This is a genomic window from Paeniglutamicibacter psychrophenolicus, from assembly GCF_030812255.1.
Classification (GTDB): domain Bacteria; phylum Actinomycetota; class Actinomycetes; order Actinomycetales; family Micrococcaceae; genus Paeniglutamicibacter; species Paeniglutamicibacter psychrophenolicus_A.
The window spans coordinates 552,125-564,017 of record NZ_JAUSSH010000002.1 but is presented as its reverse complement, the minus strand read 5'-3'; the positions used below and the strand labels follow the sequence as shown (position 1 = coordinate 564,017).

General features: G+C 64.4%; 11 protein-coding genes. 5 read left to right on the top strand and 6 right to left on the bottom strand.

The window, feature by feature from the left end; genetic code table 11:
• Positions 1-34: 34 nt before the first annotated feature.
• Positions 35-217 carry a DoxX family protein gene (locus J2T21_RS05615; RefSeq protein WP_307579556.1) on the bottom strand — a complete coding sequence of 61 codons (183 nt, stop codon included), beginning with the start codon at positions 215-217 and terminating at the stop codon, positions 35-37.
• Between the two features lie 481 nt (positions 218-698).
• On the opposite strand from J2T21_RS05615, the gene J2T21_RS05610 reads away from it, so the two are divergent.
• Genes J2T21_RS05610 through J2T21_RS05600 form a run of 3 tightly spaced genes read left to right on the top strand, consistent with a single transcriptional unit; the run spans position 699 to position 5,728 of the window.
• Entirely contained in the window at positions 699-2,054 is a 1,356-nt protein-coding gene (locus J2T21_RS05610) for an MFS transporter (RefSeq protein WP_307579332.1), read from the top strand.
• On the top strand, positions 2,055-4,223 hold the full coding sequence (locus tag J2T21_RS05605; RefSeq protein ID WP_307579330.1) for a molybdopterin oxidoreductase family protein: 2,169 nt from the start codon (positions 2,055-2,057) through the stop codon (positions 4,221-4,223).
• Positions 4,220-5,728: an FAD-dependent oxidoreductase gene (locus J2T21_RS05600; RefSeq protein ID WP_307579328.1), complete on the top strand. Its 1,509-nt coding sequence runs from the start codon at positions 4,220-4,222 to the stop codon at positions 5,726-5,728. Before J2T21_RS05605 ends, J2T21_RS05600 begins: the two co-directional genes overlap by 4 nt.
• A gap of 148 nt (positions 5,729-5,876) precedes the next feature.
• Here the strand turns inward: J2T21_RS05600 and J2T21_RS05595 are convergent, their stop codons facing one another.
• On the bottom strand, positions 5,877-6,659 hold the full coding sequence (locus J2T21_RS05595; protein ID WP_307579326.1) for a VOC family protein: 783 nt from the start codon (positions 6,657-6,659) through the stop codon (positions 5,877-5,879).
• Positions 6,660-7,131: 472 nt separating this feature from the next.
• Here J2T21_RS05595 and J2T21_RS05590 point away from each other — a divergent pair, with 472 nt between their 5' ends.
• Positions 7,132-8,322: a Fic family protein gene (locus J2T21_RS05590; protein ID WP_307579324.1), complete on the top strand. Its 1,191-nt coding sequence runs from the start codon at positions 7,132-7,134 to the stop codon at positions 8,320-8,322.
• 58 nt (positions 8,323-8,380) lie between these two features.
• Here J2T21_RS05590 and J2T21_RS05585 read toward each other — a convergent pair whose 3' ends face one another.
• From J2T21_RS05585 to relB, 3 genes are all read right to left on the bottom strand, one after another.
• The gene (locus J2T21_RS05585; RefSeq protein WP_307579322.1) at positions 8,381-8,926 is read right to left on the bottom strand and encodes a hypothetical protein; all 546 of its coding nucleotides are present in this window, start codon (positions 8,924-8,926) and stop codon (positions 8,381-8,383) included.
• Between the two features lie 249 nt (positions 8,927-9,175).
• Positions 9,176-9,439, bottom strand: coding sequence for a type II toxin-antitoxin system RelE family toxin (locus J2T21_RS05580; RefSeq protein WP_307579320.1), 264 nt, complete (start codon positions 9,437-9,439; stop codon positions 9,176-9,178).
• On the bottom strand, positions 9,436-9,723 hold the full coding sequence (gene relB, locus J2T21_RS05575) for a type II toxin-antitoxin system RelB family antitoxin (RefSeq protein ID WP_209908121.1): 288 nt from the start codon (positions 9,721-9,723) through the stop codon (positions 9,436-9,438). The genes J2T21_RS05580 and relB overlap by 4 nt, the downstream gene beginning before the upstream one ends.
• Positions 9,724-9,952: 229 nt before the next feature.
• On the opposite strand from relB, the gene J2T21_RS05570 reads away from it, so the two are divergent.
• The gene (locus tag J2T21_RS05570) at positions 9,953-11,104 is read left to right on the top strand and encodes an ATP-binding protein (protein WP_307579316.1); all 1,152 of its coding nucleotides are present in this window, start codon (positions 9,953-9,955) and stop codon (positions 11,102-11,104) included.
• A 255-nt stretch (positions 11,105-11,359) separates the two neighbouring features.
• Here J2T21_RS05570 and J2T21_RS05565 read toward each other — a convergent pair whose 3' ends face one another.
• Positions 11,360-11,800, bottom strand: a complete 441-nt coding sequence (locus tag J2T21_RS05565; RefSeq protein WP_307579314.1) for a DUF5956 family protein — start codon at positions 11,798-11,800, stop codon at positions 11,360-11,362.
• Between the last annotated feature and the right edge of the window lie 93 nt (positions 11,801-11,893).

The following is an 11,893-nucleotide window of genomic DNA, read 5'->3' as shown; positions in this document are numbered from 1 at the left end:
TTCCGTTGGACCGAATGCCGCGATAGGGGGTGCGTCAGGGTGCAATTCTCAAGGCTGCCAGCAGGACTATGCCAATCGCGCCAAGGGCCTCGTCGATCCCGATGCCCTTGGACTGCGCCGGAGTCATCGTCTCGACCCACTCCATCTGTGAACGGATGTCGCGGTAGGGCTTGATGACCTTCATGGTGCCGGCCATGGCGCAGAGGGCGGCAAAGATTGCGGTGACGATCCAAAGTGCGATCTACATGAATTCTCCAAACGTATGGGCTGTGTACGGTGCCCAACACAGGTGATTCACGGAAAAATTCCGATACGGCACCGCATCGCATTACCTTGTTGCGCATCTCACGCTCGGCTCCGCGGAGTAGGTCGCCCGGTTCGAAATCCGCCCACGTGGCCACCCCGCGACCTTGCGTTGGAGGGTCGATGCACCGGTGGCCATACGCTGCTGCCGGGGCCAGGCCCGCTGGATACCGCCGTGGAAACATTCGTCCACTGCCCCCGGGTGCGCGTGTTTCTGGCAGGTTTCCGCTTCCTCCCTCGCCCAGGCTCCGCGGTGATCCACATGTTCGCTTCCCGCAACACCAAGTGCGGCCAGGTGAAACCTCTCCCCGGGATGCTTAAGGCATCAGCCACCAGGTAAGAGGGGACGAGACGCCTTGAGCGCACAGCTAGAACAAGAACAACATCGCACGGGCATGCCGACCACGCACACCGGTCTCGAGATGGGTCCGGGACGCTGGGTACACAACTGGGATGCGGAAAACCCGGCATTCTGGGAGGGCATCGGCAGGGCCACCGCCCGCACCAATCTTCGCTGGTCGATCTTCGCCGAATTCCTGGGCTTCGTGGTCTGGCAGCTCTTCGCCGTCGTCGCCGTCTACCTGCCGGCCGCAGGATTCGATCTGGACAACGGCCAGCTCTTCTGGCTGATCTCGATGCCCAGCCTGGTCGGTGCCACGCTGCGGATTCCCTACACCTTCATGGTCGCGCGCTTCGGCGGACGCAACTGGACCATTGTCTCGGCGCTGTTGCTGCTGATACCCGCCGGCGGCCTGGCCCTGGCGGTCTCGAACCCCGCCACCCCCTTCTGGGTGCTGCTGACCCTGGCGGGCCTTGCGGGATTCGGCGGCGGCAACTTCGCCTCCTCGATGGCCAACATCACCTACTTCTTCCCCGCCTCGCAGAAGGGCTGGGCGCTGGGCCTGAACGCCGCCGGCGGCAACCTCGGTGCGGCCGTGGCCCAGCTGCTGGTGCCCATCGCCATCACCGTCTTCGCCGCGGGTTCGCTGCAACTTCCGCTGGCCGGGCTGATCTGGATCCCGCTGATCCTGCTGGCCGCCTGGGGCGCCAAGCGCAACATGCACAACCTGTCCAACGCCCGTTCAGATGTCCGCGGTGCCCTGGCCTGCCTGAAGGAACCGCACCTGTGGATCATCGCCGCCCTGTACATCGGCACCTTCGGCTCCTTCATCGGATTCTCCGCGGTCTTCCCCAAGCTCATCCGTGACACCTTCCCGGACTACTCCACCTTCGCCCTGGGCACCGCGGCACTCTCCCTGGCCTTCCTCGGCCCGCTGGTCGGTTCCCTCGCCCGGCCCGCCGGCGGCAAGCTTGCCGACAGGCACGGCGGGGCGCGCATCACCCTGGGCGCCCTGGGAGTCATGGGCCTGGTGACCCTGGCCGTGGTCATGATCCTTCCGGCGGCAAACTTCTGGGTCTTCCTGTCCCTGTTCCTGGTGCTCTTCGCCGCCAGCGGCATCGGCAACGGCTCGACCTACCGGATGATCCCCATCGTCTTCGCACTGCGTGCAGGAACCGCCACCGGCAACGTCTCGGCGGCACGCAAGGGCGCCGCGGCGCTCGGGCTGATCTCCGCCATCGGCGCCTACGGCGGATTCCTGATCCCGCAGGCGCTCGGGCTCTCCCTGTCCACGTCCGGTTCCTACACCGCGGCCTTCGTCCTGTTCGTGGCCCTCTACGCGGCCCTGATGTTCCTTCTCTGGTTCTGCTATATCCGCCGCGGCACAGCCTTTGCCGGGCGGAGCATCTAGATGGCATCCTCAGCCGTTGACACCAGGACCACGCCCACGCACTGCCCCTATTGCGCCCTGCAATGCGGCATCAGCCTGGACCCCGGCCCGGGCGTCGAGGCGCGCGAGCCGGTGCTGTTGGCCGGCCGCGACTTCGAGACCAACGGCGGCGCCCTGTGCCGCAAGGGATACAGCGCGGGGAACCTGCTCAACCACCCCGAACGCCTGCGCACCCCGCTGCGCCGCGCTGAAGACGGCAGCTTCGAACCGATCGGCTGGGACGAGGCCCTGGACATGCTGGCGCAGCGCGCGGCGGACATTCGCCGGGAACACGGGGCCGACGCGGTGGCGGTCTTCGGCGCCGGCGGGCTGACCAACGAGAAGGCCTACCAGCTGGGGAAGTTCGCCCGCCTGGCCCTGGGCACCTCCCGCATCGACTACAACGGACGCTTCTGCATGTCCTCCGCGGCCGCCGCCGGCAACCGGGCCTTCGGCCTGGACCGCGGCCTGCCCTTCCCGCTGGCGGACCTGGATGCCGCCTCGATGATCCTGATGCTGGGCTCCAACGTCGCCGAGACCATGCCGCCGTTTGTCCGCCACCTGGAGCACGCCCGGGCCTGCGGCGGGCTGATCGTGGTCGACCCGCGCCGCTCCCCCACCGCCGGACTGTGCGCCGACGGATCCGGCCGGCACCTGCAGCCCACCCCCGGCACCGACCTGCAGCTGCTGCTGGGGCTGGCCCACGTGCTGTTGGCCGAGAACCTGGTTGACGACCGCTACCTGGCGAAGCGCACCAACGGTCTGCCGGGACTGCGTGCCTCGGTTGCCGGGTGGTGGCCCGAACGCGTTGCCGCCGCCACCGGCGTCCCTGCAACCGAGATCCGGCGCACCGCCCGCGCGCTGGCCGCCACCGCTGACGCCGCGAAGGGCGGTGGCGGGGGCGTGTTCATCCTGACCGGGCGCGGGGTCGAACAGCATGCCAATGGCACCGACACCACCACCGCGGCCATCAACATCGCCCTGCTGCTCGGATTGCCCGGAACCCTCGGTGGAGGGTTCGGAACCATCACCGGGCAGGGCAACGGCCAAGGCGGCCGGGAGCACGGGCAAAAAGCCGACCAGCTGCCCGGCTACCGCAAGATCACCGATCCCGCCGACCGCGCACATGTTGCCAAGGTGTGGGGCGTGGACCCGGAGACGATTCCCGGCCCCGGCATCCCCGCCACCGAGCTGCTGCACACCCTGGGCACCGAGTCCGGGGCACGCATGCTCATGGTGCACGGTTCCAACCCCGTGCTCTCCTCCCCCGACGCATCCAAGGTCCTGGCCGGCCTGCGCCGCCTGGATTTCCTGGTGGTCTGCGACTTCTTCCTCTCGGAAACCGCGGCCGAGGCCGACCTGGTCCTTCCGGTGCTGCAGTGGGCCGAGGAGGAGGGCACCATGACCAATCTCGAGGGACGGGTGCTGCGCCGGCGCAAGGCCCTGGAAGCACCGACTGGGACACGCGGGGAATTGTGGATCCTGGCCGAACTTGCCAGGCGGCTGGAGTCCCCCGGCACGTTCTCGGCCGACGCCCGCGAGGTGTTCGAGGAACTGCGCCTCGCCTCCGCGGGAGGCCTGGCCGACTACTCGGGTGTCGACTGGGACGACCTCGACGCCGGGGCCGCGGTGTACTGGCCCTGCTCGACCGAGCACGCCGTGTCCCGCATCCCGGGGCAGCGCTCGGGCACCCCGAGGCTCTTCCTGGACGGCTTCGCGCACCCCGATGCCCGGGCCCGGTTCGTCCCGGTGTTCCCCGGAACCTCCGGCGAGCCGCTGCACACCGCCGGGCAGCTGGCCCTGGTCACCGGGCGGCTGCTGGAGCACTACCAATCCGGGACACAGACCCGCCGGGTCGCCGAACTGGCAGGCGCGGCTCCCGGGGCGCGCCTGGAAATCCACCCCGCCACCGCGCGCGCCCACGGCATCGCCGAGGGCCAACGCGTCGCGGTGCGCAACGGGCGCGGCGAAGTGGTGGCCCGGGCCAGCCTCACCACCGCCGTGCGCCTGGACACCGTGTTCCTGCCCTTCCACTTTGCCGGGGAGCAGAACGCCAACCTGCTGACCGATTCGGCGGTGGACCCGGTCAGCGCCATGCCCGCATTCAAGAACGCTTCGGTGTCGCTGCACGCCCTGGGAGATGAATCATGAGCCAGAAAATCCGCGAACGCCTTCTCGTCATTGGCTTCGGCCCTGTCGCAGCATCGCTGATCGAGGGCCTGCTTCCGGGCCTTGCCGACGGCTTGTTCACCCTCGACGTCGTTTCCGCCGAGGAACACGCCGCCTACAACCGCGTGCTGCTGGCCGAGGTGGCAGCCGGTGCGACTCCCGCCGGGCACCTGGGGATGATCGACCCGTTGCGACTGGCCGAGGCGGGCGTCGGGCTGCACCTGGGGGAAACCGTCACGCGGGTGGATCGCTCGCGGCGGCTGGTCTTCCTGGACTCGGGCAGGACCCTGGCCTACGACAGGCTGGTGTTCGCCACCGGCGCCCGCCCGGTGGTCCCGACACTGAACGGGCTGGACTTCGCACCGCATGCCGAGGCCAACCTGCCCGCCGGCGTCATGGCGCTGCGCACCCTCGAGGACGCGGCTGCACTGAACCGGGTGCTCGTTTCCGGGGGCCGGGTCTTGGTGCTCGGCGGCGGAATCCTGGGCATCGAGGCCGCCCTGGCCATGGCCGAGGCCGGGCACCGTCCCGTGCTGGTGCACCACGGAGCGGCCCCGCTGGGCCGTGCCGTGGACGCCGATGGCGGGATGCTGTTGGCCCGTTCCCTGCGTGCTGCCGGCGTCGAGGTCGTTTCCGGGGTCAGGGCCACCGCCGTGCGGCGGACCCCATCCGGGTTCACCGCGCTGGCGACCGAGGACCACGGGGAGATCGCCGGCGACGCACTGCTGATCTCCTGCGGGGTTCGCGCACGCACCGAGCTGGCCGCCGGCTGCGGGTTGAAGGTGGGCAGGGGCATCCAGACCAACGAGCACCTGGTGGCCGACACCGAGAACCGGGTCTTCGCCCTGGGCGACTGCGCCGAGGTTGCCGGGGCGGCGCCGGCCGGCCTGTTGGCGCCGGGCTGGGCGCAGGCCGCCTGGCTGGCCGAGTTCCTGCTCAAGCACCGGGCCCCGGCCCCCGGCGAGCCGAGCCGCCCGCTGGATCCCGGCACCGCGGCACCGGCCCGGGGGTCCTCAAACGTGTTGATGCTCAAGGGCCTGGGCCTGGAGCTGGTGGTTGCCGGGAACGTGATGGCCGGCCCGTGGGAGGAGGGCCGGGCCCGGGTGAGCGTGTTTGCCGATCCGCGGGCGGGCCAGTACCTGAAGCTGGTCACCGAGGACGAGGTGCTCACCGGGTTCCTGGCGATCGGGTTGCCGCGCACCGGCGCCGAGCTGGTACTGGCCTTCGAACGGGGCAGCACGCTGCCCCGGGATCGTTCCACGCTGTTGCGGCTCGATGACCCGGCCATGCCCGAATCGCTCGTGGCGGCAAGTGCCGATGACCAGTTGTGCCGCTGCACCGGCGCCACCCATGGCCAGGTGGCCCGGGCAGTGGAGGAAGGCTGCGGCACGGTTGCCGAGGTGGGTTCGGCCTGCCGGGCGGGCACCGGCTGCGGCGGGTGCCGTGGGAAGATCGAGGCGATGCTGCGGGTTTCCGTCCCGGCCTAGCCTGATGGCCCCGGCCCGCTCCCGTTCCATTGCCGCTGCCCGGCGGGCAACCAATCCGTCCATTGGCGCCGGCGCCGCGCACCCCAAGTAACGGGCGCCGACGTCAATGGATCCCCCAAGCGGGAAACCGTTGCGGCGGTTCCCCGAGCTAGCTTCCCTGGCCGATGTCCTGGGTGATCCAGAATTCCGCACCGGTGGGATCCGTCAGCGCGGCGTTGCGCCCGAAGGGCGTATCCTCCGCGGGCTGGATGACCGCCCCGCCCAGGGCAACGGTCTTGGCAACCACGTCATCGGCATTGTCCACGGCGAAGTACACGTGCCAGCTGGGCGGGGCCCCCGCGGGCAGGAACGAACTGGCGTCCATGATGCCGGCTTTCGCGTTGTCGCCGTCCCCGAGGGTGGTGTACCGGAATTCGTCGGTGTCGCCGACCACCGCGGTTTTCCAGCCGAAAACATCCTGGTAGAACTTCACGGCCGGGGCGAAGTCGCGGGTGAACAGTTCGTGCCAGGCCGGTGCCCCGTTTTCGGCAGCCAGCTGGTAACCGGTGTGCCCGCCGAATTCCCAGATCCCGACGGCGGCACCCGAGGCATCGCCGAACATCGCCATCTTGCCCTGCTCGGGAACCTCCATGGGCGGCAGGTAGACCTGTCCGCCGTGCTCGGCCGCTGACTTCGCCGCAGCATCGATGTCGTCCACGCGCAGGTAGGTCGTCCAGGTGTCGGGGGAACCGGAGGTCCCCTCGTTCTTCATGATCCCGGCGACCATCGCCTCGTCCTTGGACGCGGTGACGTAGCCGCCGTATTTCTCCTGGTCTCCGGTCTCGTAGGTCCAGCCAAAGAGCGCGTTGTAGAACTCCTTGGATTTCTCCGGGTTCGATGTCAGCAGATCGATCCAGCAGGGCGATCCGACGGGCAGCTCGGGCTTTGGCATGACGACTCCAACCAATCAAAAGGGGTGTATGAATGTGGATCCACGGGCGATTCTATGCCGGTGCCCGCGCCGCATCAATGGTTTCTTCCGGATACCGGTCGGTAGCTCGTGGATTCGCGGTGCCGGGCGCCGGTCCCTGCCACCGTTGCTGTCCGTTGTCATCTAGGTTGAACCACGAAAATCCCGAAATCTAGGGTTTTGGTAAAACTGTGATGAAACGATTCTGCCCGCATCGAAAGACGTAGAGGGCTTTTGTCACTTCAGCTGAACCAAATCCTTGAATCTTGCCTGTGATCGAACTCAAACCTCATATGCAGGTCTTTAGAAACCGGTAGTCCCGTAAGAGGAATGGCTTGCGAGACACCAGAAACCGGACTCGTCCGCCGGACGACGTCACTTGGAACAAATCAGAATAGCAGCGGTACATACCAATGTTTAATTAGTTATCCATTGGCATGGTTGGGTCATGTCAATGTTTGAGCAGAACGAGGCGTGGCCATCACCCAGCTACGAAGAGCGACCTTGGCACAACGTTCAAGACGAGTATGGCTCACGCACGCAAAGACGCCGGGCTGCCGGACCGTATCTGGCGGCGGTACCGCCATTCATTTCCGGTCTTGAAATCCATATCGATGGAGAGCTGCAAGCGCTGGCCGAAGAAGCAGCCATTGAGCTTGCCCGCTTCGATGCCGAAGTGGGGCAGATTGCAGCACCATTCGCATCCATTCTCTTGCGTACCGAAAGTGCCTCCAGCTCAGAAATCGAGAACCTAACCAGCGGCGCGCGACAGATCGCGTTGGCGGAGCTCGGTGAGCACGCCTCGAGGAATGCGCAGCTGATCGTAGGCAACGTCAGAGCCATGCAAGCCGCTCTCGCCCTGTCCGAATCCATTGATGGCCACGCCATCCTGGAGATGCACCGCGCGCTGCTCGAGCAAAGCAACGCCGACATCGTTGGCCGTTGGCACGATCAGCAGCTGTGGATCGGAGGGGGGAGCTTTGGGCCCCACACCGCACAGTTCGTCCCGCCCCATCACGAGCGAGTCACCGCACTCATGGACGATCTTGTCGGTTTCGCCAATCGCTTCGACCTGCCCGTTCTTGTTCAGACCGCGATCACCCATGCCCAATTCAAAACGATCCACCCATTCCCCGATGGCAATGGCAGAGTCGGTCGAGCATTGATCCAGGCGATGCTGCGCGGGGGGCAGCTGACGCGCAATGTCGCTGTTCCGGTCTCCGCGGGTTTGCTCCAGGACACCGGCCGTTATTTTGATGCCCTCGGTGCTTACCGCTCCGGGGACGTCGCACCGATAGTCCGCTCCATCGCTGAGGCATCGTTCGCGGCAGTTCACAATGGTCGTATCCTCGTCGAGGACCTCGAAACCGTCCGGACGGAGTGGCGCGACCGCGTTAAGGCAAGGCGAGACTCCGCGGCCCACCGACTCGTGGACGCCCTCCTTCGCCAGCCAGTTATTGACAGCGCCGCCGCTGCAACTCAACTTGGTATTTCGGCCGTCAACGCCCAAGTCGCTATCAACCGCCTTATTGACGCTGACATCCTGATCCAAATTTCGATAGGAAAACGCAACCGCATTTGGCTGGCGAAGGATGTTGTACGAGTTCTTGACGAGTTCGGTGCTCGGGCCAAGAGACACCCGTAGAGGGAACGTCAACGGGGAAACCCGTGGCACTCCCGCGCACGATTCCCCCTATGGCTTCCTATGGTCGCTTCGCCAGAATCGTGGCAACGTCGCTGTTGGACTGGAGATGCTCCAGCGCATCGGTAGACAGCAACCGCACCAGGTAGACGATTCGGCGACGTTCGCCCTCGGAACCCTTCAGAATGTTCTCATGGTGAGCCACTCGATTCCGAAAGGCACGAAGCGAGGCAAGCGAGTCATTGAGTTGGTTCCGGTCTGTCCCCAGAGGGAATGCTTTGTGGAGATAGGGAACCCAGATCGTTTTTTCATGCGAGTCAGACAGGAGATAGGTCCAGAAGCCGAACAGGGCAAGTAGCGTATTTGGGTCGGTCCAATGTGTGTCACCGGGGCGTATTGCTGCTGCAAGTTGGCGGTCGCACGCGTTCCGCAGACCGACTTCGAGGTGGCTGAGATCATGAAGAAAAGCAGCGCTGAGTTTGGCGTTCCACTCATATAGATCGAGAGCACGTTTGCGGGAACCTCCTGCTGCTTCGAGATAGGTGGAGAAGCGGTCCACGCTCAGCCAATTCTCGATCCAGGCGTCATTGCCCGATGTCGTCGCCATACATCGCCTTCCGAGGTAGGATTGACTCGCAAGCCCTTGATGACCGCTGTTTCATGTTACTTGGGCCATGAATTGGAAACTCCGGTATTTCGCCTCGGCGGACCCGGAGTTTTTCATTTCTTGTACCTGGCCCGGATGGGGAACCTTCAGCGGACACACTGGTGTTCGGGCGTCTGCAGTGGGCTTCGTTCCCCGCCAATTCGGTCCGGCTGTGGGGACTGAGAGCGCCGTAAATCGGGAGGCCCGTATTCATCCATAGATGCTGCTGCGATGATCAATGTCGATCACCAAAATGACAAGACGTGCATCTTGCAGATCACAGACAACTCGATAATCGCCAACGCGATACCTCCACAGACCAGAAAGCCCTCCAGTGAGGGCCTTGCCCCGGTCCCGAGGGTTTTCGAGTGTGGTGATTGCGCGGAGCACGGCACGAATACGCCGGGCGTTCTGGGGGTCGGCCTTCCGAAACCACTTCGCAGCTTCGGGCGCTAGTTCGACCGCCCCGCTCACTCGATCTCATCCAGAATGCTGGCATCAGCCAGGGCATCGTTTAGCCCAAGCTCGTGCTCGATCACAGCAAGCGGCACAGCTTGGACACGCCCCGATCGAAGATCCGCGGCACGAGCAACGATGCGCTGCTCCCATTCCAACTCCGAAAGGTCACGCTCCAATACCTCGCGCACAACGTCGCCTAGGCTGCGCCGGGTTGCTCTGGCGAGCGCTTCGACACGCTCACGCAAATCTTCGGGAAGTCGCACCGAGATGGGCCGACCAAGAGGCGTTGAGGTACTCATGTAAACATTGTATACGTTGTTTACATTGACCAACAGTGCTCTTGCTCCTGCATAACCGTAGAATGCCGCTGGCGTACGCTCCTTCTGTTTACTTTCTCGTTGCCCAAACGCCCCTCGACAGCATCTCCACGACGCTGCCCGTATGGGGAACCCTATACGCGAACACACCCGGCCGTTATCGTTTGTTATAAAACCGCCTAAAAATAACAATCGATAAAGTGGAGAGAACATGCAGCCGAGTCCCTACACGCCAGGCGAAGTCGCCAACACAGTACCGGGCCGGGCGCGCCAAATCGCCGAGTTCGATGAACGCCTCTCCTTGCTGGTTGACCTGCACCGTTTCATCGGTCGAATCCGAGTTGACCACGCTCCGCGAGGGCTCGGCAAGACCTCCTTGTTGCGCCAGTACCAAATTCGAGCCAAAGAACGCGGTGTGCTCGCCGTGTGGGTGACAGCGGGTGAGGACGTCGGCCTCATTGCACAGATTGCCTCAGCAATTCGCCAAGACACGCAGACCTGGCGCGGTGAAACCCGCACCAAACTCCACAAGATGCTCGAAGCACTGACCGTTAGCGTAGGGATCCCCGGAATCGCCAAGGTGGACGCGACCATCCGCCGCCAGTCGGTCGAGACGGCACCCGTCGGGGTCCGCGACTTCGAAAATGTCATCAGGACAGCAACCGGATCCGATGAGAACACCGGGCTGATCCTCCTCATCGACGAGATCCAAGCAGCCGACGCAGCCGGCCTGCGCACCCTCGCCTACGCCTGGCAGCACCTCCAAGCCGAAGGTGCCGACGTGCCGGCCGCGGTGTTTGCGGCCGGCCTGCCAGACGCACCCGAGAAAATCGCCTCCGTGGTCACCTTCACTGAGCGCATCGCCTACCGACCCCTGCAAATCCTCACCCCCGACGCCGAGGAGATCGCCATCAGCGTACCCGCACGGAAAATCGGTGTGACTTGGCAGCCCGATGCACTGCACGAAGCACTGGAGATTGCCCGCGGATACCCATATTCAGTTCAACTCATTGCTGACGCTTCCTGGACCGCCGCCGGCAGGCCGGATCCCGGCGCCACGATCACCCTCGAGCAAGTTCGGCACGGAGGCGAGGCCATGAAAGTCGACCTTGAGGCCCTATTCCGCGCGCGATGGGCGAACGCCACTCCACAGCAGCGCGAGCTGATGTCGGCAATGGCTGCACTCGGCGACGCCCCCGTTAAGCGATCCGACGTCGCACACCAGATGAACGTCACAACTGCCAGCCTCTCGATGCCCCGAGCACGACTAATCGATAAAGGATTCATACAAGCTGCGGAACGTGGCGAGTTGGAGTTCACAATTCCCGGATTCGCGGCCTTCATCCGCACCCTCGACGACTGACTGGAAGTAGACCTACCCTCATTGAACCGTCTTGACCCGTATAGGCAGGTTTGACATAAGCAACGAGTTTTGAGCGGTTGGGCGCCTCGGAATTCCGTGGGTGCTTGTGACTGCTACTTCGTTTGGCGGTAAATCGCAGCTTGAAATGGCAGTTTTGCCGTTCCGTTTGCGGAACGCTGTGCGGGACATCCTTTGGCCTTCTTTAGTCATGGCATGCCTGGACTTGGCCAGTGGTGTTGATGGATGAATCGAGGGCTACGGCATTTGGGAGTAGAGGCCCTTGATGGTTTCGCCCAAATTGTCCGCTTCTCGTTTCGGGTCCCGGTTCGTATGCGGCATCTTGAAGTCTGCCTCATTGAGACGGCTCCAGAAGTCGTTCTCATCCTTGATTCCGGAGGGCAGGCGTAGAAACCACCGGTAGCCGTGGGGTCGAGAAGGCAGTCCCGAATCTGCCAGGTAGCCATCGATGTCGTCCTCGATTTCCTCAATCTCGGCTTCCGTGATGGTCTCGGTCCAGGAAGTGCTGGTGCCGTCTGCCTTTTCACACGTCACCCTGACGAGGTCGGTACGTTTGCCCATCGGCTCACGCATCACGTTCTCCGGCCCGGCGAACCATGAAGCAATCGCACCCCAGCCGTTCTCTATCAGTTCTATCCAGCCTGAGGGCCGGGGGCCAATCGGGTAGCTTTCCCACATCTTGAACGACCATTCTTGCTGAGACAGGTATCGGACATCGCACAAACAGCATAGTCAGGTTGGAAAACCCAGTGCCATAGAATCCTGAAATCG